General features: G+C 56.0%; 19 protein-coding genes. 18 read left to right on the forward strand and 1 reads right to left on the reverse strand.

Annotated features, from left to right (window positions below):
- The first annotated feature begins 31 nt into the window (after positions 1-31).
- From ACFFSY_RS17500 to ACFFSY_RS17550, 11 genes are all read left to right on the forward strand, one after another.
- A complete protein-coding gene (locus tag ACFFSY_RS17500; protein WP_377496326.1) occupies positions 32-1,780 on the forward strand; it encodes a sensor histidine kinase in 1,749 nt (582 codons plus the stop codon).
- The gene (locus ACFFSY_RS17505; protein ID WP_377496328.1) at positions 1,773-3,404 is read left to right on the forward strand and encodes a helix-turn-helix domain-containing protein; all 1,632 of its coding nucleotides are present in this window, start codon (positions 1,773-1,775) and stop codon (positions 3,402-3,404) included. Before ACFFSY_RS17500 ends, ACFFSY_RS17505 begins: the two co-directional genes overlap by 8 nt.
- A gap of 260 nt (positions 3,405-3,664) precedes the next feature.
- Positions 3,665-5,110: a glycoside hydrolase family 43 protein gene (locus ACFFSY_RS17510; RefSeq protein WP_377496330.1), complete on the forward strand. Its 1,446-nt coding sequence runs from the start codon at positions 3,665-3,667 to the stop codon at positions 5,108-5,110.
- Positions 5,111-5,137: 27 nt separating this feature from the next.
- Complete coding sequence (locus ACFFSY_RS17515; RefSeq protein ID WP_377496332.1) at positions 5,138-6,670, forward strand: glycoside hydrolase family 43 protein; 1,533 nt, start codon at positions 5,138-5,140, stop codon at positions 6,668-6,670.
- A gap of 404 nt (positions 6,671-7,074) precedes the next feature.
- Positions 7,075-7,809 carry an ABC transporter ATP-binding protein gene (locus ACFFSY_RS17520; protein ID WP_377496496.1) on the forward strand — a complete coding sequence of 245 codons (735 nt, stop codon included), beginning with the start codon at positions 7,075-7,077 and terminating at the stop codon, positions 7,807-7,809.
- Positions 7,763-8,827, forward strand: coding sequence for an efflux RND transporter periplasmic adaptor subunit (locus ACFFSY_RS17525; RefSeq protein WP_377496334.1), 1,065 nt, complete (start codon positions 7,763-7,765; stop codon positions 8,825-8,827). The genes ACFFSY_RS17520 and ACFFSY_RS17525 overlap by 47 nt, the downstream gene beginning before the upstream one ends.
- 67 nt (positions 8,828-8,894) lie before the next feature.
- Positions 8,895-11,762, forward strand: coding sequence for an ABC transporter permease (locus ACFFSY_RS17530; RefSeq protein WP_377496336.1), 2,868 nt, complete (start codon positions 8,895-8,897; stop codon positions 11,760-11,762).
- A 3-nt stretch (positions 11,763-11,765) separates the two neighbouring features.
- The gene (locus tag ACFFSY_RS17535) at positions 11,766-12,647 is read left to right on the forward strand and encodes an ABC transporter ATP-binding protein (protein WP_377496338.1); all 882 of its coding nucleotides are present in this window, start codon (positions 11,766-11,768) and stop codon (positions 12,645-12,647) included.
- Positions 12,648-12,824: 177 nt separating this feature from the next.
- Positions 12,825-15,506, forward strand: coding sequence for an endo-1,4-beta-xylanase (locus ACFFSY_RS17540; protein ID WP_377496340.1), 2,682 nt, complete (start codon positions 12,825-12,827; stop codon positions 15,504-15,506).
- Between the two features lie 55 nt (positions 15,507-15,561).
- A complete protein-coding gene (locus ACFFSY_RS17545; RefSeq protein ID WP_377496342.1) occupies positions 15,562-16,572 on the forward strand; it encodes an endo-1,4-beta-xylanase in 1,011 nt (336 codons plus the stop codon).
- A 316-nt stretch (positions 16,573-16,888) separates the two neighbouring features.
- Positions 16,889-17,647, forward strand: coding sequence for an SDR family oxidoreductase (locus ACFFSY_RS17550; RefSeq protein WP_377496344.1), 759 nt, complete (start codon positions 16,889-16,891; stop codon positions 17,645-17,647).
- 57 nt (positions 17,648-17,704) lie between these two features.
- On the opposite strand, the gene ACFFSY_RS17555 is transcribed toward ACFFSY_RS17550, so the two are convergent.
- The gene (locus ACFFSY_RS17555) at positions 17,705-18,088 is read right to left on the reverse strand and encodes a MerR family transcriptional regulator (protein WP_377496346.1); all 384 of its coding nucleotides are present in this window, start codon (positions 18,086-18,088) and stop codon (positions 17,705-17,707) included.
- Between the two features lie 170 nt (positions 18,089-18,258).
- Between ACFFSY_RS17555 and ACFFSY_RS17560 the strand changes: the two genes are divergently transcribed.
- From ACFFSY_RS17560 to ACFFSY_RS17590, 7 genes are all read left to right on the forward strand, one after another.
- Complete coding sequence (locus ACFFSY_RS17560) at positions 18,259-19,218, forward strand: NAD(P)-dependent oxidoreductase (RefSeq protein ID WP_377496348.1); 960 nt, start codon at positions 18,259-18,261, stop codon at positions 19,216-19,218.
- Between the two features lie 238 nt (positions 19,219-19,456).
- Positions 19,457-20,011 carry a hypothetical protein gene (locus tag ACFFSY_RS17565; protein ID WP_377496351.1) on the forward strand — a complete coding sequence of 185 codons (555 nt, stop codon included), beginning with the start codon at positions 19,457-19,459 and terminating at the stop codon, positions 20,009-20,011.
- On the forward strand, positions 19,915-21,648 hold the full coding sequence (locus ACFFSY_RS17570; RefSeq protein WP_377496353.1) for an ABC transporter ATP-binding protein: 1,734 nt from the start codon (positions 19,915-19,917) through the stop codon (positions 21,646-21,648). The genes ACFFSY_RS17565 and ACFFSY_RS17570 overlap by 97 nt, the downstream gene beginning before the upstream one ends.
- Complete coding sequence (locus ACFFSY_RS17575) at positions 21,648-22,145, forward strand: DUF1854 domain-containing protein (protein WP_377496355.1); 498 nt, start codon at positions 21,648-21,650, stop codon at positions 22,143-22,145. Before ACFFSY_RS17570 ends, ACFFSY_RS17575 begins: the two co-directional genes overlap by 1 nt.
- Positions 22,146-22,191: 46 nt before the next feature.
- On the forward strand, positions 22,192-22,842 hold the full coding sequence (locus ACFFSY_RS17580) for a hypothetical protein (protein WP_377496357.1): 651 nt from the start codon (positions 22,192-22,194) through the stop codon (positions 22,840-22,842).
- 75 nt (positions 22,843-22,917) lie between these two features.
- Entirely contained in the window at positions 22,918-23,373 is a 456-nt protein-coding gene (locus ACFFSY_RS17585) for an HIT family protein (RefSeq protein ID WP_377496359.1), read from the forward strand.
- 108 nt (positions 23,374-23,481) lie between these two features.
- Positions 23,482-24,237 carry an IclR family transcriptional regulator gene (locus ACFFSY_RS17590; RefSeq protein ID WP_377496360.1) on the forward strand — a complete coding sequence of 252 codons (756 nt, stop codon included), beginning with the start codon at positions 23,482-23,484 and terminating at the stop codon, positions 24,235-24,237.
- Positions 24,238-24,278: the final 41 nt, after the last annotated feature.

Genomic DNA, 24,278 nt, shown 5'->3' on the forward strand with positions numbered 1-24,278 from the left:
CCAGGCATCAAGCAGCAACGGAGGCGTTTACTTGCTCAGATTCCCCGTTAATTCATTCCGCAACACGATTTTCATTCGGCTTGTTCTGACGTACTTGATCGTTATCCTTCCCATCATCCTATTAGGCGTGTACTTGTATAATTGGAGCTACAAGAATGCCAGCCAAGAGATATCGCGGGCGACCCTGATGCAGCTGAATTATTATTTGGAGGACGTCAATCGCGAGATGGAATGGCTGGAGATTCAGCAGTATGATCTGCTGCAGGACGATGACCTGAACAAGCTCGCCATTACGTGGGAGATGATGGACAGCATCGAAAGAACGTCGAGCATGAATTACTTGAAGCACCGGCTGACCTCCATCAAGAATAGCAGCCCTTATATCAAAGATGTGTCTATTCATCTGCAAACCATTCGGAAGACCGTCTCGGCTGCCCGCGACGTGAACGATTTCGACGAGGAGAGCTTCCAGCATCTGAAAGGCGCGCGGGACAAACGAGAAAGTCGGCTGCTGGTCTGGAAGAACGCGCTGCATCTGAGCGCGGTGAAGGATAGCGGCAAGCGCGGGAAGGATCCGCTCTTCATCGTGCAGATTGAGCTGGATCCCGAGAAGTTGAAGGGATCGCTCGCGCAGCTCAACATGTATCCAGAAAGCGGGTCGTTCCTCATCGTCGACAATGCCGGCTATACGCTCGCAAGCGATCGGCAGGCAGACGCGCTGATGGGGCAGTATTCGAAGGCGGCCCAGGATAGCAAGGCTAGTACGTTATTGCTGGATCTGGAGGAAGGCGTCTATCACTTTAACCGAGCCTACTCCGAGAAATTAGGCGTATCCATCGTGACCTTCCTGCCGGAGGAAACCGTCGGCAGACCGCTCAGCAAATTCGAAATTTGGGCTTGGTTGTTCGCGCTAATGTCCTTCGTGGCGATCGTCATCTACGCCTATTCGACCTATCGATTCGTACATAAACCGCTGCTGCTTCTCGTTCAAAGTTTCAGACGAATGGAAGGAGGTGCATTGGATATTCCGATCGAGCATGAACAGAAAGATGAATTCGGCTACTTGTATCATCGCTTCAACCATATGCTGAAGAAGCTGCAGGCGCTGATCGATCAGGACTTCAAGCAGAAGTTGATGATGCAGAAGGCGGAGCTCAAGCAGCTGCAGTCCCAAATCAATCCGCACTTCCTGTACAACAGCTTCTTCATCCTCAATTCGTTGGCCAGAACCGGAGATACGGACCGGATCGAGCTGTTCACGAATATGCTTGGCGAATACTTCCGGTTCATCACGCGCAATAGCGAGGACGATGTCCTATTATCCGAGGAAGTCAAGCATTCCCGGATGTATACCGATATTCAGACGCTGCGGTTCTCCAGGCGGATCAAGGTCCGATTCGACGAGCTGCCGGCCGAGATGGCGAACATCCGGGTGCCGCGTCTCATCATTCAGCCGATTATCGAGAATGCCTACGAGCACAGCCTGGAGAAAATGGACGGCGAAGGCCAGCTCCGCGTCACCTTCGAGCGGGATGAAGCGGAGGCGCGCATCATCGTGGAGAATAACGGAGCCGCCATCGACGACGACCGGCTCGCCGCATTAAGCAAGCGGCTGTCCAGCACGCCGGAATCGTTCGAGATGACGGGCATGATCAACATTCATAGGCGAATCGCGTTAACCTATGGCGAGGAGAGCGGCTTGTTTCTGTCCCGAAGCGAGCTGGAGGGGTTAAAGGTCGTCATACGAATCAAGGCGAAGGAGGGGGATTGGATTGCTTAGGCTGCTCATCGTCGATGACGAAGATATCATTACGGATGGACTATTCGAGGTATTCCATAAGTTGATGCCGGACAAACTGGACGTCTGCAAAGCTTATTCGGGCAAAGAAGCGCTCCAGTGGCTCCAGCGGACGCGGATCGATATCGTGCTGACGGATATTAGCATGCCGGGCATGAGCGGCCTTGCGCTGTCCGAAGAAATCCGGATGTATTGGCCCAGGTGCAAGGTCGTCTTCCTGACCGGCTACAGCGAATTCGATTACGCGTATCAAGCGATTCAAATGCAGAACGCCCGGTACTTGCTCAAGACGGAAGGCTACGGCAAAGTGACGGAGGTCGTGCAGGAAGTTATCCGGGAGATTCACCACAGCACGCAGATGAGCGCGTTAGTCGAGCAGTCGTTGGAGCAGCGGTACGCGCTTGAATTCGCGGCGCAAGGCGACTATATCCGCCATCTGCTGCAGGAGAGCCATGTGCTGTGCAAAGATCGGGATGTCCTCGTGAGCGAATTTCGCAAGCTAAACATGCCATTGGATCCGGCGCTTCCGGTCGTGCTTGTCAGCGGTCAGCTTTCCTATCCGGAAGGGACGACTTATTCCGAGCGCAGCGAGCTGGTCAACCAGGCAAGAATGATCTGGAATTCGTATTTCACGGGGCAGACCCGTCATGTCGGCATCATCGATAAGCATGGGGAGTTGTTGTGGCTGCTGCAGCCTTCCGAGGAAGCGGAAGAGAAGTTCTATGGACATCTGATCCGTTACCTGCAAGGAACGCTGGAGCTTATCTCCGAGACGTGCTTAGAATCGTTGAAGCTGACAATCACCTTCATCATCGCCAGCTCTGCCTGCGAATGGGAGGGAATCACCAAGCAGGCCGAACGCCTTCGCCAGCTGCAGCAGATGAAGCTGGGCGACGGACTGCCTCTGATTACGACGGATCGGATCGAGCAGGAGGTACCTTCCGAGCAGAAGGAAGCCGGCCGGATTGCCCAGAAGGCCGAAGTGCTGGCAGCGCATCTCGAAGCCGGCAAGCGAGAGCGATTTTACGAAACTCTGGCGGACATGACGGGCTGCATGCTCCATCCATGCGCGAACGTGCAGCGGACGGTAGAAGCCTATTATTCGATTGCGCTCGTGCTGCTCTCCGCGATCAACCGCTCCGGGCTTCAAGAGCAATTCGGGGATTACGGCAAGCTGATGCGTCTCGATGAACACCCGTCATTGAAGGAAGGCATCCAGTATTTGCATCAAATCGCGGATCGCCTGTTCAGCTTCAAGCAGCAGGACGAAGCCGAAAAAGCGTCCTCGGTGATCGACCGGATCTGCCAGTACATCGAAGCGCATTTGAGCGAGGATTTGTCCTTGGTCCGGCTGGCCGAGATCAATTACTTCAATCCGTCCTACCTATCCCGATTCTTCAAACAGGAGAAGGGCGTCAATTTATCGGAGTATATCGATCAATGCCGGCTGCGCAAAGCGAAGGAGCTGCTCACGGCAAGCGAGCTGAAGGTGCGCGAGGTGTCCGCTTTCGTCGGCTATGAAGCGGCGCATTCCTTCACGCGATTCTTCAAGAAAACGACCGGGATGACGCCGCAGGAATATCGGGATTCGTTCCAAGCGGGCTAGAAAGCTGCCGGGGAGGACAGGGCAGATTAATCGTAAAAACCGACTGTCGTCCTCGCAGCCACCCTGGTTATCCAGACGAAGCGAGGCCGGTCTAATGGAAAGGTAAACGGAAGCAGGTCTTCCTATCCTTTAAACCAACTTTTCAGATTCTAATAGTTATAAATGGTAGAGCTCGCTAGAGGAATGCTGAACATGCGTTTGCGGCATTTTTAAGCAAGACGCTTGGATGCTAGCGCATCTATATAAGGAGGAGATTATCCATGAATCATGCCAATCCGACCCTATTCACTGCAGCGGTAGGCAAAATCCCGCCCGCCGGCAACCCGCTCGTTGCCCACAAATTCGGTGCCGATCCGTATGCATTGGTCTACAACGGACGCGTCTATCTGTATATGACGAATGACGTGCTGGAATATGACGCCGATGGCAGCGTGAAGGACAATACCTACGGCAATATCAACAAAATCGGCGTTATTTCCTCCGACGATCTGGTGAACTGGACCGATCATGGCAATATTGTTGCTGCAGGACCCGAAGGAGCAGCGAAATGGGCAACGCAATCGTGGGCGCCGGCGGCTGCGCACAAGGTCGTAGACGGCAAGGACCGCTTCTTCCTGTACTTCGCCAACAATGCGAGCGGCATTGGCGTGCTAACGAGCGACAGCCCGACCGGTCCGTGGGTAGACCCGATCGGCGAAGCGTTAATCTTGAGAACGACGCCGGGCGTCGAAGACGTGACGTGGCTGTTCGATCCGGCCGTTCTGGTAGATGACGATGGCAGCGCTTATATTTACTTTGGCGGCGGGGTCCCTAAAGGAAAGGACGCATGGCCCGATACGGCGCGCGTGATGCAGCTGGGCGACGATATGATCAGCGTGGTCGGCGAGGCCGTTACGATCCCGGCTCCATATATGTTCGAAGATGCGGGCATCAATAAAGTCGGAGGCACTTATTACTATACGTACTGCTCGAATTTCTTCCAGGGCGAGCGAACGGCAGGTAGTCCGCCGGCAGGCGAAATCGCGTACATGACGAGCGATAAACCGATGGGCCCTTGGACGTACCATGGCTCGATCCTGAAGAATCCGGAGCGCTTCTTCGGGGTCGGCGGCAATAATCACCATGCCATCTTCTCGTTCGGCGGCGCTTGGTATATCGCCTACCATGCCCAGACGTTAGCGAAGGCGCTCGGCGTATCGAACGGCTACCGTTCCACGCATCTGAATCAGGTCGTCTTCGAGGACGGCGCGATCCACGAGATCCAAGCGGATTATGAGGGCGTCAAGCAGGTGAAAGACTTTAATCCGTACGTCCGCGTAGCGGCGGCGACGATGGCCTGGAGCGCGGGCGTGGCCACGGAAACGATTGTAAATGCGGATGACCCATCGCATGCAACGCAGGCCGTGACCGATATTGACCATGGCGACTGGATCGCGTTGTCGCGCGTGAATTTCGGCGCGGTAGGCGCCTCCTCGTTCCAAGCCTCCATCTTAAGCGAAGCGGGAGGCGTGCTCGAGCTTCGTCTGGATCATGCGGATGGCGAGCTGATCGGCACGCTGCACGTACCGGCCGCAAGCGACGCGGCGTGGACGGAGTCGGAAACGCAAGTGACGGGCGCTCAAGGCGTACGCGATTTGTACCTGGTGTTCAAAGGGGAGCCGGGCACGAAGCTGTTTAAACTGGGGTATTGGCAGTTTGGCGAGTAAGGCGAATAGTCAAGGAGTGAACGAACGATGAGCAGTACAGCGAACGAGGTCAGCGGAACCATCATCAAAAACCCGGTTCTATGGGCGGATGTTCCGGACCCCAGCGTCATCCGGGTTGGAACGGCTTACTATATGGTAAGCACGAGCATGCATTCCATGCCCGGATGCCCGATCATGAAGTCAGAGAACCTGATGGATTGGGAGATCGTGAATTACGTCTACGAGACGCTTGAAGATAACGAGGCTTATACGCTGCAGAACGGCAAATACGTCTATGGCAAAGGCTCGTGGGCCGCAAGTCTGCGCGAGCATGAGGGTACGTTCTATGTGTGCTTCTCCAGTCTCGATATGAACCGGTTCTATGTGTACCGGACGACCGATATCGAGCACGGAACATGGGAGCGCTCCGTCATTGAAGGGCTCCACCACGATCCGGGCCTGTTATTCGATGATGGCCGCGTGTTCGTGTTCCATGGCAACGGCAATATCCGCATTGTCGAGCTGACGGCGGACGCCACCGAGCTGAAGAAAGATGGCATTAACCAACAGCTGCTGGAGACGGAACGGGACGGGATCGGTCTGCGCTGCGAAGGCTGCCATGCTTATAAGCGGAATGGCTATTATTATTTGTTCTTTATTGAATGGCCAAGAACAGGGAACGGCCGGCGCAGACAAATCTGCTATCGTTCCCGGGCGCTTCTGGGGCCTTACGAACGCAAAGTGGTGCTCGATGACGACATGGGGTATTTCAATAATGGCGTCGCGCAAGGCGGAATCGTGGATGCGCCGGACAATACCTGGTATGCGGTGCTGTTCCAGGATCACGGCGCGGTCGGGAGGATTCCATGCGTCGTCCCCGTGTCGTGGGTCGAGGATTGGCCGGTTTTCGGACGGGACGGCGCGGTGCCGGAGGCGTTCGAAGCTTCGCTGCCAAGCTCTGGCTTGAAGCCGATCGTCATTAGCGATGAATTCGAGTATGACGACAACAAACTGGCGTTGAATTGGCAGTGGAACCACAATCCGGACAATCGGCTCTGGTCCGTGACGGCAAGACCGGGGTGGCTGCGCCTGATGACCGGCAGCCACGCCAGCAGCGTGCTTTTCGCCCGCAATACGCTGACCCAGCGCACGGAAGGGCCCGCTTGCAGCGGCAGCGCGCTGATGGATTTCTCCCGTATGAAGCCAGGCGATTACGCCGGTTTGGTGGCGATGCAGAATCGGTTCGGAACCGTAGGGATCCGGATCGCGGCAGGCGGCGAACCTTACGTGGAGATGTGCGTCAACCGTGGCGACGGCGGCGAAGAAACGGTGGAGCAGGTTCGTTTTGCGGGCAAGCGGATTTATTTGAAGATCGATTTTAATTTCCGGAATAGCACCGACATCGCCCTTTTCTACTATTCCATGGATGGCGCGGCCTGGATTCAGATCGGTGATCAGCTGGAGATGAAATATACGCTCGAGCACTTTATGGGCTACCGGATCGGTCTGTTTAACTATGCGTCGAAACATAGCGGCGGGTATGCCGATTACGATTACTTCCGATATGACAGGGAAGTATAGTCGCTCGTCGTATCTTGCGACGAGCAAGCAAGAAATAGCGAGAAGCCGATGCAAAGAGGCTTCTCTTTTTGCTGCATCAAAAACAATTATATAAGTTGAACTCGGATTATGAACAAAAGTGCGGAGCAAGAGAGATGAGCCTGTAGAAGCGCCAGCGCTCGCCTTTGTTCACGGATTCCTACCTAATTGAATCTCAATCAAGGAATCCGTGAACAACAGCGATCGTAAGGCCATCCCTCTTGCGAAGCGCATACTTTGTTCAGCTCTTGAGTTCAACTTATATAATCTACAGGTCATGGCCGGGTTACGAAGTAAAGAATTGAACGTTGTTGCGCGCCGAAAGGCTTACTTATAATGAAAGCGCAACCAAAAGCTAGATCGGTGAATAAGGGGGGAATGCCGTGATCGCATTAGCAGAGAATCCAAGAGAAACCGATAGCGAACCGCTACTTCAAGCAATCGGCATTAAGCGGGTATTCGGCCGAGGAAATGCCGCCGTCACGGCGCTTGCGGACGTTCATTTGTCGGTTCCGGCCGGGGCGATGGTCGCGCTGAAGGGAAGGTCCGGATCCGGCAAGACGACGCTGCTCAATATATTAAGCGCGCTTGACGAACCGACGGAAGGGCAAGTCTTGCTCCGGGGAAGGGAAATTACGGGGCTATCCAGCGCCGAACGGAGCGCCTTGCGCCGCAAGCAGTTCGGGCTGGTATTCCAGTCGTTCGGGCTGATTCCGCTCATGTCCGCCTATGAGAACGTCGAATTCGGCCTGCGCATCGCGGGCGCGCCGAAGAGGGGCAACCGGGAAGCAGCCGAGCGGGCGCTCGCGCAGGTTGGCATGAAGGAGCGGATGAAGCATCGGCCGATGGAGCTGTCCGGCGGCGAGCAGCAGCGCGTGGCGATTGCCCGCGCGATCGCGCACGAGCCGGGCTTGTTAATTGCCGATGAACCGACCGCGGAGTTGGATAGCAAGATGGGGCTGCAGGTGATGCGCGTTTTTCGGGATTTGGTGAATCAGGCCGGGATGACGATTATTCTGACGACGCATGATCCCGGCATTATGGAGCTTGTCGATCACGTGATTGCATTGGAGGATGGGAGAATTGTATCGCAGACGACGAATAATGCACCGCTTATCTAATCGGACGGCCCGCTTGAAGCCTGCCTCCATCCTGCTGATCGCCATGCTTGCGCTCTCGGGGTGTTCGCTGCTCCCCCGCGAGGATGTCGTGCTTCAACCGCCGCTCGTGGAGCCGGCTCAGGAGCAACTGGACCTTGTAGAGGTCGGACGCGGCAGTATCCAGACGTTCTTGAAGGGCAATGCCACCTTCGAATCGTCGAATGTGAAGGCGCTTTCGTTCAAGGATGGCGGACAGCTGAAGTCGATCAACGTCACGCTTGGCCAAGAGGTGAAAGCGGGCGAACTGCTCGGCGAGCTGGAGACGGGAGATTTGGATTTGCAGCTGGGGCTGCAGCGATTAAACGTGGAACGAACGCAGTTGCTCTACGGCCAAGCAAGGACGAACGACGCGAGCGCGACGGAAATTCGGCTGAAGGAAATCGATTTGGAGCGGGAGAACATGTCGCTCGCCGCCATGGAAAGCCGGCTCGAGAAGGCAAGGCTCTATGCGCCGATTACCGGGACCGTCATTTTCATCGAGCAGGTGAAGACGGGCGAGCGCGTGAATGCGTATCAGCCGATCATTACGGTCGCGGATTCGAACAGCATGCGGCTTACCTACACGGCGGCCAACGCGAAGGACGTGCTTCCGGTAGAAGCAGGGATGCCAGTCAGCCTGAAGTACAAAGGCAAGGATTACACCGGCAAAGTGCTGCAGTCTCCCTCGGATGTGCCGGCAGGGGCCGACGCGTCCAAGGCCGAGAAGAACGCGGTGACGATTATAATCGGGATGGACCATCCGCCGGCCGGGATTCAAATCGGACATAGCGCCGAAATGACCATCGAGCTGCAGAAGCGGGAGAATGCCATCGTGCTGCCGCGTTCGGCGCTCCGTTCCTATATGGGGCGCTTCTATGTACAGGTTGCGGAAGGCGAGCTTCGCAAAGAAGTGGATGTCGAAGTCGGGTTGACGACGCCGACCGAGGTGGAGATCGTCAAAGGGGTGAAAGAAGGCGACAAGGTGATTGTGAGCCATTAACAGAGTTGCGCGAAGCAAGCTATACAGATGCCCGGCTTTCGACCGGGCGCCAGAATGAGGTGTACGCATGGCTTTATGGACGATGATCCTCCGCAAGATGGCAAAGAATAAATGGCTGCAGCTAAATTTATGGTTCGGCCTTACGGTATGCGTAGCCTTGTTCAGTTCCATGCCGCTCTATTCGGAGGCCATTCTGCAGCGGACGCTGATCAAGGAGCTGGAACGCATCCAGCATCAAAGCGGCGCATATCCGGGCTTCGTCAGGATCAGTACGTCCGTGTCCGCGTCGAAGATGGACGAGAAGACGAGGGCGGCGATCGCGCGAGCCGATCAGTACGTGCAGCGGATTCCCCAGCGGATGGGGCTCGAAGCGCTGTCCGTCTATCGGCAGCGGTTCACGCAGCGGATGAAGGTGTACGGCGCGGATGCCACCGAGCAGGAGAAGCAGTCGCAGAAGACGGCCGGCGGCTTCAAGGCGTTATCCGACGCGGAGAAGCGCGTCCGCCTGATCGATGGACGAATGCCCGAAGTTCGGGAGGACGGCATCTTCGAAGCGCTGGTCACGCAGAAGTTTCTGATTTCCGCCAAGCGGAAGCTGACGGAAGAACTGATCGTGGAGTCGCCGGAAGGAGAGAGGTTCCGCGTCATCCCCGTCGGCATTATGGATACGGATCCGGCCGCCGATCCGTATCTGCCGTTCCTGACGACGGAAGTGCCGGACGGCTTCCTGATTCCGTTCGCGCAGTTCGAGAAGGAATTTACGATTGGCGGCAAAGCTCGGGTATCCGATCTGGAGTGGCGCTTGGCGCTGAATTACAATCAGCTGACGGTCGAGAACGTCGAGGCGTTCACGCAAGCGAGCAAGGACATCAAGCGCTACTTCCGCGGGCGTCTCGGCGTGGACGAGATTAACATCCCGGCGAGCGAGACCGTGGCCTCCTATGCAGGCAAGCAGGAGAAGCTGGACGTCATGATGCTGTCGCTCTACTCCCCGGTTATGCTGATGTTGGCTTTCTATCTGTACATGGCGGCTAACCTTGTCATCGATCGGCAGAAGACGGAGATCTCCGTGCTCCGCAGCCGCGGAGCGAGCCGGCTGCAGATTATGGCGTCGTTCACCGCGGAAAGCCTGCTGCTTGGAGGGAGCGCGCTGGCGGTTGGGCCGTTCCTCGGCGTAACATTCACGAAGCTGCTCGGTGCCTCGAACGGCTTCCTGACGTTCGTGCAGCGCTCCGCCCTGGAGGTGACGCTGACCAGCACGGCCTATAAAGTCGCGGCGCTCGCGGTCGCCGGAGCCATTGCGCTCATTCTCATCCCGGCCTTCATGGCGACGCGCGTCACGATCGTAGGCCATAAACAGCAGATGGCGCGGTTAACGAAGCTATCCTTCTGGCATAAGACGGGACTTGACCTTGTTCTTGTCGCCATCGCGGTCTATCTGCTGTACAACTTCAACAACAGGCAGGAGGATCTGAAGCGGCTCGCGCTCGATCAGGATGCGCTGCAGGTCGATCCGCTCCTGTTTCTCATGCCGGCGCTGTTCGCGCTGGGAGGCGGGCTGCTCGTCTTGCGAGTTTATCCTTGGCTCATCCGTTTGCTCTTCTGGGCTGGACGCGGCATGTGGCCGCCCGCTCTGTACAGCACGCTGATCCAGATCAGCCGCTCTTCCGGGCAATATTTGACCATCAAGGTTTTTCTTATCATGACCGTCGCGACCGGCCTCTTCAGCGCGAATGCCGCCCGGACGATCAATGACAACATGGAGAGCAAGATTCAATACAACGTCGGCGCCGATATGGCGCTGACGACGCGATGGGCGAGCGATGCGCCGGCTCCGGTCTATGCGGGCGGCGCGCAGCAGGCGCAGACCGATCTTGGGATCGCGGAGACGAGAAGGACGCAATATACGGAGCCGCCGTTCCAGCCGTTTCGGGAGCTTAAGGGCGTGGAAGCCGCCGCAAGAGTGTTCAAGAAGGAGGCTCGATACACGGCTGGCAGCGAGAAGGGCAGCGGCGCGACGACGCTGCTTGGCATCGATACGGCGGAATTCGGCCGGACGGCCTGGATGAAGAACGGGCTGTTGGAATACCCGATCAACAGCTATTTGAATTTAATCGCGCCGAACCCGAAGGCCGTGTTGATCTCCCGGTCGCTCGCCAAGGAAGCGAAGGTGGCGCCGGGCGATCCGATCCGTCTTACCTGGGATGGTCTCGACCAGGCGCAATTCACCGTCTATGGCATCGTCGACTACTGGCCCAGCTGGAACCCGCTCCCTGCCGGCGGCGAAGGAGAAGGGGGCGAAGCGGCAACGCCCCATCTGGTGGTCGGTCATTTGACCGCGATTCAGAATCGTCTGGCCGTCGAGCCCTACGAGGTGTGGCTCAAGCTCCGGGAGGGCGTATCCAGTCAAGAGATCTACGACCAGTTAGCGGCGAACAAGCTGAGCGTCACAAGTCTCCGCGATGCCCATGCAGAGCTGGTTACATCCAAGAACGATCCGTTTCGCCTGGCGATCAACGGCGTCATGACGCTTGGTTTCGTCATCTCCATGCTGATCAGCTTCTTCGGGTTCCTGCTCTTCTGGCTGCTGAACCTATCGGGCAGAACGCTGCAATATGGGGTGCTGCGCGCGATGGGCATACCATTCCCGCAAATTATCGGCATGCTCATTAGCGAGCAGTTCCTCACTTCCGGTGCGGCGGTCTTGATCGGCGTGATTATCGGCAATGCGACCAGCGAGCTGTTCGTGCCGCTGTTCGAGATGTCCTTCGCGACGACGGAGCAGGTGCCGCCGTTCGCCGTCGTCTATCGGCTTCGCGATTACGTGCAGCTGTACGGCATCGTCGGTTTTACGCTGACGGTCGGCCTGCTCATACTCGGATATCGGTTGTCGCGGACGCGAATAGCCCAAGCACTGAAGCTCGGAGAGGAGTAAGCGATGATTCGCAGCGAAGGGTTAGTGAAGATCTATAAGACGGCCGATTTGGAGGTGGTCGCCCTGCAGGGGCTCGATCTCCTGGTCGAGGACGGCGAGCTGATGGCAATCATCGGCAATTCCGGCAGCGGGAAGTCCACGCTGCTCAATATGCTGGGCGGCCTGGATAAACCATCGGCCGGCAAGCTGTTCGTAGACGGCAAGGACCTGGTGAGCTTGAGCGAGCGGGAGCTGGTGAAATACAAGCGCGAGACGGTTGGCTTCGTCTGGCAGAACAATGCGCGCAACCTGATTCCGTATCTGACCACGCTGGAAAATGTGGAGCTGCCCATCCTGCTTCGGGGCAAACGCCGCCGTGCGCGGGCGATCGAGCTGTTGGAAGCCGTCGGTCTAAGCCATCGGCTGAACAATCGGCTCAGCGAGCTATCCGGGGGCGAGCAGCAGCGGGTGGCGATCGCCATCGCGCTTGCGAACGAGCCGAAGCTGCTGCTGGCCGACGAGCCCACCGGCTCGCTGGATACCCAGACGTCCAATCAGGTGCTTGATTTGTTCCGGACGCTGAACCAGACGACCGGCATAACGGTTGTCATCGTGACCCATGATCCGGAGCTGGCCCGCAAGGTGGACCGGGTCGTCCAGATCCGCGATGGCAAGACGTCGGCGGAGATGGTTCGCCGTATCTCGTATGCCGACGAGTTGGCGCAGCTGGACGCCGAATATGCCGCAGAGGGGCAGGAGAGTCATGTCGAGTACGCCGTGCTCGATCAAGCCGGACGGCTGCAAATTCCGGCAGGCTACCTCGATGCGCATGGCTTCAAGAACGCGAACAAGGTCCGCGTGGAGAAGGAGGAAGGACGCATCGTGCTGCTTCCGCCGGAGGGGTAAGCAGACCAATGGTTCAACAGGTATATTCACGCCGATCGGCGGGTAGTGGACGATTTTTGAAAGCGATAAAATTTTATGAGGGTGCAGGCTGGCTGCCTGTCCGAATGATGCCATAGAAGCGTCCTCGCAGAGGGCGTTTCTATGGAATAAAAGTGGAAAGGCGAGGTGTAGTTCGTGATGAAGAAAGGATGGAAGGGCGGCCTTTCGCTCATGCTTGCAACCGCTCTCATGCTGACAAGCGTATCGGTGGGCATATTGGCGAAGCAGACGAGAGCGGAGGCCGTCGAAGCGACGCCGGCCTTGCGGATCGCAACCGATTTCGAAGATGGCACCGTACAAGGCTGGAGCGGCCGAGGCGGCTCGGAGATACTAACCGCTGAGGTGGCGGCTGCTCATTCGGGGGCATACGGGCTCTCGGTCACCGGGCGCACGCAGGGCTGGCACGGTCCTACGCTGGATCTCAAGACGTATATGCAGGAAGGGGCGACGTACGACTTATCCGGTTGGGTGCGTCTGCCGGCGGGACAGCCGGCTTCGGATGTCTCGATGCTCATGCAGCGGCAGACGGACGGGAGCGCTTTCTACGAACCCGTGGCCACGAAGACCGTAACAGACGGCGCTTGGGTAAAGATATCCGGCTCGTATACGCTGCAGCATCCGGCCGAGCAGTTGGCCGTCTATATTGAATCGTTCGGCGCTCCGACGCTGGAGTTCTACGTCGACGACGTGTCGATCGAGCGGGCGCCGGATCCGGTGCCGATCGAGATCGAGAAGGATATTCCGAGTCTTAAGGACGTATTCGCCGATGATTTCCTGCTCGGCTCGGCGCTGCTCGTGAATGAAATTCAGGATCCGAATGGGCCGGATGCGCAGCTCATTCAGAAGCATTTTAACTCCTTGACCGCGGGCAACGAGCTCAAGTGGGATGCGACGGAGCCGCAGGAAGGGCAATTCGACTTCACGCGAGCGGACAAGATTGTTGATTTTGCCTCGACCAACGGCATTGCAATGCGCGGCCATACGCTCATCTGGCATAGCCAGACTCCGAATTGGGTGTTCTATGACGCGGAGGGCAAGCTGGCCAGCAAGGAGCTCTTGTTCGCGCGGATGAAGAAACATATCGAGACCGTGGTCGGCCGATACAAAGGCAAAATCTACGCTTGGGATGTCGTGAACGAAGTGCTCGAGCCTGGCGATAAGCAGCCTGGCGGTCTTCGCAACAGTCTGTGGTATCGGATTGCCGGAGAAGAATTCATCGAGAAGGCGTTCATCTATGCGCATGAAGCGGACCCGAGTGCGAAGCTATTCATTAACGATTACAATACGAATATGCCGGAGAAACGGCAAAATCTGCATGACCTGATCAAGCGGCTGAAGGCGAAAGGCATTCCGGTCGACGGCGTCGGACACCAGACGCACATCGGCATCGAGTATCCGACGGTGCAGGAGATCGACGATCAGTTCCAAGCCTTCCGCGATCTGGGCATCGAGCAGCAGGTGACCGAGCTGGACATGAGCGTGTATACGAATGACGCGGACGCCTATGAGACGTTCCCGCTCGAGCTTCAACTGAAGCAGGCGAAACGGTACAAGGAAATCTTCGACGTGTTCAAGAAGCATGCGGATCAGCTAACGGCCGTTATCTTCTGGGGCAAGGATGACCTTAACACCTGGCTGAGAACGTTCCCGGTCAATCGCAACAACTGGCCGCTCTTGTTCGATGAGCGTCTGCAGGCCAAGTACGCCTACTGGGCGATCGTCGATCCGAGCAAGCTGCCGGTCGAAACCCAGCGCGCGACGGCGATCGGCGCGACCGTGGCGGTCGACGGCAAATTGGAGGCTATTTGGAATCGGACGCCTCAGCTGACGATCAAGCGGCAGGAAGAGGCGAAGGGCGCTTTCAAGCTGCTCTGGGATAAGAAGAAGCTCTACGTCACGGTCGACGTATCGGATGCAACGAACAACGGCAATGACGCGGTAGAGGTATTCATCGACGGCAATAATGGCAAGACGACTGCCTATGAAGCGGACGATAAGAAATATACGTTCCGGCGCAGCGGGGCGAACCCGGGCAAGCCGGTTGACTACCAAGCAGTCAAAATCGACGGCGGCTACCGGATCGAAGCGGCCATTCCGGTCGAGGGACTGTCCATCGACAAGAAGCTCGGTCTTGACGTGCGGATTGTCGACCGTACGGGCAGCGACGTCGCGATGACATCCTGGAACGATCGGACCGGCTCGCAGGATACGGACACGTCCAAATTCGGCGTAGCCGAGCTGGCTGAAGGACCGCAGTTGACGGAAGCGCCGAAGGGGACGCCTACCGTCGACGGCACGATCGACGCGGTCTGGAAGAGAGCCAAGGCAATCAAGACGGAGCGCTGGGTGAGCGGCGCAAGCGGATCGACGGCGACGGTAAGGACGTTGTGGGATGCAGGGAAGCTCTACGTGCTGGCCGAAGTCACCGACGCGCTGCTGTCGAAAGCGAGCGCCAATGTGTGGGAGCAGGATTCGGTGGAAATTTTCGTAGACCAGAACAATGCGGCGAGCACATCCTACCAAGCGGATGACGGGCAGTACCGGATTAACTTCGACAACGAGCAGAGCGTGAACCCGTCCGCGCTTGCCGGGAAACTGGTCTCGGCCGTGAAGCGCACGAAGACGGGTTACGTCGTGGAAGCTTCGATCGAATGGAACGGAACGCCGCCGAAGAAAGACGCGATGATCGGCTTCGACGTTCAGGTGAACAACGATGAAGACGGCGACGGGGACCGCGACAGCATCACGATCTGGAATGACCGGACGGGACTTTCCTATCAGAATACGTTTGGCTTTGGCGCGCTGGTACTGAAGGATTAACGCGACTGGTCTCGAAATCGATATATACCTTCATCACGGAGAGGTGGCAAACCCAATGGGAGACACGGTTAACGCAAGGTTGAACGAATCGCTCGCGGAAGCATTCAAGGATGATTTTCTGATCGGCGCGGCGGTGAATAGCCGCACGATTGCAAGCCAGCGCGATCTGCTGCTTCAACACTACAACAGCTTGACGGCCGAGAACGAAATGAAGTTCGAGTCTCTGCATCCGGCCGAGGGGACGTATACGTTCGAGGCAGCCGACGAAATCGCGGATTTTGCGCGGGAGAACGGGAAGAAGCTGCGCGGCCATACGCTGGTGTGGCACAACCAGACGCCGGATTGGGTATTCGACGACGGCCATGGAGGCATGGCTGACAGGGAGACCGTGCTTGCCCGCATGAAGAGCCACATCGATACCGTCGTCAACCGCTACAAGGGGACCATCTACTGCTGGGACGTCGTCAACGAAGCGGTCACCGACGACGGGGAAGAATGGCTTCGGCCGTCCAAATGGCTGCATACCGTCGGCGAGGACTTTATCGCGCAAGCGTTTCGGTTCGCGCATGAGGCCGACCCGGACGCGCAGCTGTTCTACAACGATTACAATGAGTGCAATCCCGGCAAACGGGAGAAAATCTACCGGCTCGTCAAGTCGCTGCAGGAACAGGGCGCGCCGATCCACGGTATCGGCTTGCAGGGGCACTGGAGTTTGTTCGATCCCTCCCTCGACGATATCCGGGCGGCCATCGAGCGCTATGCGTCCCTCGGCGTGAATCTGCAAATTACGGAAATGGATGTGTCGATGTTTGCTTTCGACGATCGCCGTACCGACCTGATCGCGCCGACGGACGAGATGCTGCGCCTGCAGGAGCAGCGCTACGGACAGTTCTTCCGGCTGTTCCGCGAATACAAGGACGTGCTGACCGGCGTGACGTTCTGGGGCGCGGCGGACGATTATACGTGGCTGGATTATTTCCCGGTGCGCGGACGCAAAAATTGGCCGTTGCTGTTCGATACGAACCAGCAGCCTAAAGGGGCGTATCGGGAAGTTGTAAGTTTGTAGGGAATGCCTTCTGTCCTAAGGTTTGTCGGTAAAGATAAGTTTCGAAACCAAGGTATTGGCAGTCTGCTAATCGAGCGGCTCGAACGGTGAGGAAAGGTGCATGGTTCGGCTAATCCATATCCATAAGCATTAGAACAGCCCCCAATGATCCGGAAATCACAGGGGGCTGTTTTTTGCGTTCATATTAAGGCGTATTTCGTATCGGCTGCTGAGAAGAGGTGAAAAATCACCTGTTGACCTTCACGCTAGCGTGAACCTCTATACTGACTTCAGAAAGACAAAATACACGAAACTTGAAGCAGGGAGGAGCAATAGGATGAGGGAGTATGAAGGCAAGAAGGCCGTTATAACGGGCGGTACCCATGGCATGGGGATGGCAGTGGCCAAAGCATTGCTGGCGGGGGGAGCCGAAGTCATACTGACGGGACGCAATCCGAAGAACGTGGAAGAAGCTGGACGGGAGTTAGGCGAACGGGCGCATGTCATTCCGTCCGATGTATCGCGCATGGAGGATATTCAAGCATTAGGCGATTACGTGACGGAACGATTCGGGGAGATTGACTTCCTCCACATCAATGCAGGAATTGCGCTGCTGGAACCATTCGAAGCCGTGACCGAAAGCTCGTATGACAAGACGTTCGCGATTAATACGAAGGGGGCATTCTTTACCGTACAGCGTCTGTCGCCCTTGATTCGAAAAGGCGGCTCGATCGTATTCACGTCATCCGTGGCGGATGAGGGCGGTAACCCGGGAATGAGCGTGTACGGCGCTTCAAAAGCAGCTTTGCGATCGCTTGCGTCTGGTTTCGCCGCCGAACTGTTACCGCGAGGCGTTCGCGTCAATGTGGTTAGTCCAGGATTTATCAAAACGCCGACGATGGGCGTGACGGGTTTCTCCGAAACCGAACGGACCGCCTTCGAGGAGCTTGGCGACCGGATTACGCCGATGAAACGTCATGGTTCTTCGGAGGAGGTGGCCAAAGCCGTGCTGTTCCTTGCTTTTGAGGCCACCTTCACGACAGGCGCCAAACTATCGGTAGACGGGGGTCTGGGACAAGGCCTTTCAGTGGAATAAACGAACGGAATGACCGAGGTCTCCGCCCGGTCAATCCTAAAGAGGCTGTTCCGCGCTTTAGACGGATATCCGCAAGTCTCCTTCATTTTTGCCGGCTACCGTCAGCGCCACTTGCCGCTCCAGCAGCTTCTTCAATTGCAGCATGGATTCGATCTGGCGGTTTACCTTGTGAAGCTTTCCTTCGTAGATTTCCAGCATTTCTTCGCAGTATTCGTAATCATCCGGCGATGCGACTTCGCACGTGAACAGGCTCCGTATTTCATCCGCCGTTAATCCCAGCTTCAAGTACAGCTGGATCGAATGGATCCGGTCAACGGCCGATGGTTTGAAATCACGGTAATCGTTGTCGAGTCTCTCGGCTTGCAGCAGCCCTTTTTCCTCGTAATGGCGTATAGCGCGTGCGCTGACATTGGTAAGACGAGCTAATTCGCTGATTCTCATTCTTTCCGGACCTCCCTCGCTCGATATTAGTTCGATTATATGCCGGGTGTGCCGTAGAAAGAAAGCGTACCTTATTTTCGTGATATTCCGGGCCTTTCATAGAACGCACGCGCGCAATAGAAAGTTGTTGATTTGAAGATCACTTGAATTTCGTGAAGGAGTGGAAATAAATGAACGGAAACTCATTTGCAAATGCTTCGGTTAATGAATATGAAGAAGGTCTCATTCCCGTATCCGTAATCGGGCTCGGGAATATGGGGCAGGCGCTGGCGGCGACCTTTCTTGCGGCCGGCCATCCTGTGACAGTCTGGAATCGTTCGGCAGGTAAGGATGAGCGGCTCGTCGGCAACGGGGCGGTCCGGGCTAAGACGGCAGCCGACGCCGTTGCGGCAAGCCGTATGATCGTGGTCTGCTTGTCGACTTATGAGGTGGTACGAAGCACGTTCATGCCTTTGAAGACAGAGCTTGCCGGCCGCGTCATCGTCAATTTGACCACCGGTACGCCGGATGACGCGCGACGCATGAGCGCATGGGCCGAAGAGGCGGGAATCGATTATTTGGATGGGGCGATTATGGCGATCCCCCCGATGATCGGCAGTCCGGAAGCGCTTCTTCTCTATGGCGGCCGTCAGGAGCTTTTCGAGGCTTATCAGCCCGTGCTGCGGCTGTTGGGCGGACATACGACCTATCTGCGCGAAGACCCCGGTGTGGCGTTGCTGCATGACCTGGCGATGCTTACGATGATGTACGGTGCCTGGTACAGCTATTTTCATGCCCATGCGATGCTGCGAACGGCCAATATTTCTGCGGAGGCGTTCTTGCCGTATTCAAGCAATTGGCTGCATCACTTGATTGTTCCTATGCTGACCAATAGGGATGCGGCCCGCAAACTTGATGATGGCGATTACGCCACGGATATATCCAATATGACGGTCAACAAGCTCGGCCTGGACAACATCGTCAAGAGCAGTCAAGAGTTGGGCGTGCCGGCTGATTGGCTGCTTCCCATCCAAGCCGTCGCCGATCAAATGGTGGCCATGGGCTACGGGCATGATGGATTCGATCGGGTCATCGAAGCCATGACGAATCACCGGGCGCATGACGGCGAGCCGGCGGATGCCATCAAGTGATGGATCCTATTTTTCTGGTTCTCTCGGCAGCTTAGACTTGGCAACCATTAGCCGCTTGTTCCCATGGATAGGGAGTAAGCGGCTTTTTCAGCTTGCTTGCCTCTGTTTTTATTTAGGGTGAATTTAAATTGACAGGTAAAAGAACAGATCGTTGACAGGTTGTTGCCTGCAAATGGAACCGCTAAACTTTCAATATTATGGAAGAAACTACACGAAGTGAACCAACTGGGAGGAGACTATGGCGACGCTCGATCCGTTACCGGAACAATATCAAAAGCAGTTGCAGGGTAAGCTGCTGTTTACCGCCAAAACCGATCTGCTGCCTAATGGCCATTTCGGCGCGCAATGGATTGCCATCACCGAGAATGAGATTACAGTATGGCATCAGGAAGGTCCGCCAACGCTACACGTGAAGATTACGCGGCTGAAGGATGCGAGAGCCGTCGGCGCGATCGGGGGAGGCACGCTTATCGCCGACACGCATGACGGTCCGGTCGTAATTGGCCGATATACCGCTGCGCTGACGCCGGTCTTTAATTTCGCCGCGAAGCTGCTTGGCGCATTGGCGAAGCGCGAAGAGCTGCCGGTCCTCTCGGAGCGCGATTTGCCGCGCAACTGTCCAACCTGCGGGAATCCGCTTGGCGAAGGGACGCAGATCTGCCATCTATGCGCGAAGAGAGCACGGCAGCTCTCCGTATGCTTCGTTATGCGAAGCCTTACAGGCTTCAGCTGGTCAGTGCGGCGCTATTGCTTATTCTCACGACGCTGGTCGAGCTCATCCCGCCCTATTTGACCAAAGTCATCATTGATGACGTGCTTCAAACCAAAGACATGGGCCCAACCTTGATGCTGCTAATCGTAGGGTTAGGCGTAACGATGCTGGTGATGACCGCGATGCAGACGGTACGCGGATATATTGGAATGTGGGTCGGCTCCAAGCTTATGCGAGATATTCGCAAAGAGATATTCGGGTCGCTGATGAGACTGTCGCTGGCTTACTTTGATCGGAGGCAAACCTCGCAATTCATTAGCCGCGTGAACCAGGACGCCGAGGAGATGCGGCAGTTTATGACCGACGGCGTCGTATTCGTTTGCGGCCACACGCTGCGTATCGCCGCCATCTTTATCATCATGTGCGGGTTGGACTGGAAGCTGTCTTTGTTCGCGCTGCTCCCCGTACCGATCATCGTAGCATTCTCCATGACGATCTGGCCGAGAATCGGACGCCTCATGTATCAGCAGTGGCGCGCCATCTTCCGCGTGAACATTCTGGTGGGTGAATCGCTGCAGGGAATTCGCGTCGTCAAGGCTTTCGGCCGGGAGCAGGAGGAGATGACCCGTTACGAAGAAGCGAACGCCGACGTGATGAAGAAGAACATCAAGACGGAGGGACTTTGGCAAATCATACACCCGTTGTTCAGTTTAATCGCGGGATTCGGGACGCTGCTGATCTGGTATAACGGAGGAAGTAAAGTGTTGCAAGGCGAGATGCAGCTAGGCGTGCTTCTGGCGCTTGTCGCTTATCTGGGCATGCTGTTCGGTCCCCTCCAATGGGTGAGCCAGATGATTAATTGGGTCGGCACTGCGATGACGGCAGCTCATCGGGTTTTTGAAATTATGGATACGCCTTCCGAGGTGCCGGATATGGAGGAGCCGCTGCCTCTTGGCGTCGTCAAAGGCGGGGTGGCATTCGAAGGGGTCACGTACGGCTACGAGAAGCATCATCCCGTGCTGAAGGGGATCCATCTTCAGGTGAAAGCCGGCGAGATGATCGGCCTGGTCGGTCATTCGGGGGCGGGCAAGTCGACCTTCATTAATCTGTTGTGCCGGTTCTATGACACGGATGAAGGGATCATTCGAATCGATGGCGTCCCGATTCGCAGCATTAGCCAATCGGACCTAAGAAAACAAATCGGGGTCGTCCTCCAGGAGACCTTCTTGTTTGACGGCACGATCGCGGATAATATTGCCTATTCCAAACCGGATGCGACGCCGGAAGAGATCATGCGCGCGGCGAAGATCGCCAATGCGCACGATTTCATCGTACGGCTAGCGGATGGTTACGATACGCGGGTCGGTGAACGCGGGCATAAGCTATCCGGCGGCGAGAAGCAGCGCGTGGCGATTGCCCGAGCCATTATTCACGATCCGCGCATTCTCATACTCGATGAAGCGACAGCTTCCGTGGACACCGAGACGGAGCGGCAGATCCAGGAGGCGATAGCCCGGCTTGTGCAGGGCCGGACGACGTTCGCGATCGCGCATCGATTATCTACCTTGCGCAACGCCGATCGGCTCGTCGTGCTGGACCGGGGCAAAATCGTTGAAGTCGGCACGCATGAGGAGCTGCTCGTACAAGAAAACGGCATCTATCGCAAGCTTGTGGACGCGCAGAAAGAATTAGCCCAAATGAAGGGGGTGGAGGGATAATGGCGGAAAGCTATGATATCAGGCTATTGAAGCCGGACGATGTGTATTTGAGCAGGGGCGAGGGCGGCGTGCTTCAGGGCGTTGTCGATGGCAAGCCGTATGACGAGTTGATCGTACATCGGACATTCCCCTTTCGGCATCCGTCAGCCTATATCTCGATTCGTACCACGAAGGATGAAGAGCTGGGAATCGTGCGCGATATCGGGGAGCTTCACTCGGAGAGCGCAGCTGAACTAAGGGCAGAGCTTCAATTCCGGTATTTTATACCGAAGGTCGAACGCATCGACAGCATCCAACGAAAATCGGATTTGTGGCTGTGGAAGCTGCAGACGGATCTTGGACCGACCCGATTGGCGATGCGCAATCTCCATGAGCATATTCAGTACCCCGGAGGAAACCGCGCGATCTTGATCGACATCAACGGCAAACGCTGCGAAATATCCGATTGGCGGACGCTTGATGCGCACAGCCGGCGGCAGCTGGAAGAAGTGCTGTAGCCAGAATGAAGTGATATTCCCCAATCCGATAAGGAGCGTGCGGGCTTTGGAAATAAAAAGCGAAAAGGGAGAGGTATTAGCCATATTACATATCAACTCTAATCAAGAGTTGAATGCGATCGATAGCCTGATTCGAGAGTTAAGACCCGGAATGGGGAAAGGAATATATATAGCCGATGAGCAAAAAATCAGTCAGCAAACCAATTATGAAGCTATACCGTGGCAGGAAGGCATCGATGCATTAAAGGCAAAGGTCGCTTTATGGGAGCCTGTGTTTCCCGTTCATGCAGACGTATTGGATATTCAAGTTTACTATGGCTTCGATAACTTAACGCAAGAAGAAATCAATGAAATGGCCGTTGAAAGCGAAAAAACCGGAGGCAATGTCGTGCGGGACCTTAAACCTAACGATACGTTAGTAGGTATGAGTTTGAGATGCCGCCAGGATGAGCATACATTTGAATTGCGTATTTTTGGGACTACAAAAAGCCGGATTCATGTACCTGAATTGCAACAAGGTATGATCGAGAATTTAATGATTCGTGCCAACGAGGCCGTTTATGTCGGAAATACCGATAAACAGCAATTGATTTGGGCAGAAGTTGGGCCCTCTAGGGGGAAAGCTCTACAGTATGAACTAATTGCCGAGCAGAATAACCGTGATTGGCTTATCGCACTCGCGGGGTCCTTAGCCTAGTTCGTTCAACGGCGCGCTCTTGAGATGAACTTTTCAGTGGTAGGTGATCAATTCTGTTACAAAGGAGACACTCCAATGTCATGTTTTATTTGCGATAAGCAGCTTGGCGTTTCTAACCAACCGCCTGGTGGATATTTTTATGAAGACGAGCATTGGAAAGTCTGTCATTTTCCCGTGGATCAATCCTGTGCTGGGCGTATTGTAATGGAATCGAAGCGCCATTTTCTGGATTTTTCAGAAATGACAGAGGAAGAGACTATTTCGTACGGAGTAGTATTAAAACAATTATACTTCGCGCTCAAGCAGGTTACAGGAGCAGAACGGGTCTACTCCCTTCTAATTATAGATGGAGTTCCTTATTTTCATTCGCATCTTGTTCCCAGAGGGTACGATAGCATATCAAGAGGGATAGAATACTTACGACAAGAATCATCATGTACTGAAATAGAAGCTCTTCAAGTGGTTCATGAATTAAAAGCCATTCTTAATTCTAAGGAACCCCCTCATTACGATGACTGGTCGACCGCCTGACCTGATCCAGCCCAAATCTGTCTGTTCAACCGGCAAGCCCTCATGTTACAATGATAATACTAGAACATCGTTCTATATTATCAAACTCAAGTAGGTGTCCATAACATCATGCCGATCATTCAATCCCTCGACAGAGCGCTCCGCATCATCGACTTATTCGATGAACAGACCCGAGAGCTGAAAATCACCGAGATTAGCGCGCGGGTCGATCTGCATAAAAGTACCGTGCATTCGCTCTTGAAAACGCTTCAGATGCACGGATATATCGAACAAGATCAGCATGGGCTGTATCGGCTCGGCATGCGATTCTTGGAGAAGGGGCAATTGCTGCTCGCGAGCTTCGATATCCGGGAGATCGCGAACGGGCCTCTTCAGAGTCTGTCCGGCGAAACGGGGCAGACCGTCCACCTCGTTATTCGGGACGGCGCGGAGGGCGTTTACATCGACAAGGTCGAGGGGAGCAAGGCGGCGATTCGTTACTCCCGGATCGGGCGCCGGGTCCCGCTGCACAGCAGCGCCGTCGGCAAGGTGCTCGCGGCGTTCATGCCGGAGCTTGAGCTCGATCGTTTGCTGCAAGGTTACGCGTATACGACGCATACGCCGCGAACGATCGCGAGCGAAGCGGACTTCCGAGAAGCGCTGCGGGCCGTTCGAAGCGCCGGCATCGCTTACGACCGGGAAGAGAACGAGCCGGGCGTGCGCTGCGCCGCAGCCCCGGTGTTCGACCACGGTGGGCGCGTCGCGGCGGCGATCAGTATCTCGACGATGGCAGCAACGGTCGACGACGAAGCGCTGGAAGCGTTAGCGCTGCGCCTACGCGAGACGGCATCGCGAATTTCGCAGGGAATGGGTTATCGCTCCTAATCGCGCGAGAACGAGGCGGCTGCCGCCGCTTCTTCTTATAA

The organism is Paenibacillus aurantiacus, assembly GCF_042431225.1.
Classification (GTDB): domain Bacteria; phylum Bacillota; class Bacilli; order Paenibacillales; family Paenibacillaceae; genus Paenibacillus_Z; species Paenibacillus_Z aurantiacus.

Excerpts from the sequence above, each read along its gene's own strand:
- ACFFSY_RS17590 (WP_377496360.1), top strand. The coding sequence starts at position 23,482 with ATGCCGATCATTCAATCCCTCGACAGAGCGCTCCGCATCATCGACTTA.
- ACFFSY_RS17565 (WP_377496351.1), top strand. The coding sequence starts at position 19,457 with ATGGCGACGCTCGATCCGTTACCGGAACAATATCAAAAGCAGTTGCAG.
- ACFFSY_RS17515 (WP_377496332.1), top strand. The coding sequence starts at position 5,138 with ATGAGCAGTACAGCGAACGAGGTCAGCGGAACCATCATCAAAAACCCG.
- ACFFSY_RS17555 (WP_377496346.1), bottom strand. The coding sequence starts at position 18,088 with ATGAGAATCAGCGAATTAGCTCGTCTTACCAATGTCAGCGCACGCGCT.
- ACFFSY_RS17545 (WP_377496342.1), top strand. The coding sequence starts at position 15,562 with ATGGGAGACACGGTTAACGCAAGGTTGAACGAATCGCTCGCGGAAGCA.
- ACFFSY_RS17525 (WP_377496334.1), top strand. The coding sequence starts at position 7,763 with ATGGGAGAATTGTATCGCAGACGACGAATAATGCACCGCTTATCTAAT.
- ACFFSY_RS17575 (WP_377496355.1), top strand. The coding sequence starts at position 21,648 with ATGGCGGAAAGCTATGATATCAGGCTATTGAAGCCGGACGATGTGTAT.
- ACFFSY_RS17530 (WP_377496336.1), top strand. The coding sequence starts at position 8,895 with ATGGCTTTATGGACGATGATCCTCCGCAAGATGGCAAAGAATAAATGG.
- ACFFSY_RS17510 (WP_377496330.1), top strand. The coding sequence starts at position 3,665 with ATGAATCATGCCAATCCGACCCTATTCACTGCAGCGGTAGGCAAAATC.
- ACFFSY_RS17550 (WP_377496344.1), top strand. The coding sequence starts at position 16,889 with ATGAGGGAGTATGAAGGCAAGAAGGCCGTTATAACGGGCGGTACCCAT.
- ACFFSY_RS17540 (WP_377496340.1), top strand. The coding sequence starts at position 12,825 with ATGAAGAAAGGATGGAAGGGCGGCCTTTCGCTCATGCTTGCAACCGCT.
- ACFFSY_RS17585 (WP_377496359.1), top strand. The coding sequence starts at position 22,918 with ATGTCATGTTTTATTTGCGATAAGCAGCTTGGCGTTTCTAACCAACCG.
- ACFFSY_RS17560 (WP_377496348.1), top strand. The coding sequence starts at position 18,259 with ATGAACGGAAACTCATTTGCAAATGCTTCGGTTAATGAATATGAAGAA.
- ACFFSY_RS17570 (WP_377496353.1), top strand. The coding sequence starts at position 19,915 with ATGCTTCGTTATGCGAAGCCTTACAGGCTTCAGCTGGTCAGTGCGGCG.
- ACFFSY_RS17535 (WP_377496338.1), top strand. The coding sequence starts at position 11,766 with ATGATTCGCAGCGAAGGGTTAGTGAAGATCTATAAGACGGCCGATTTG.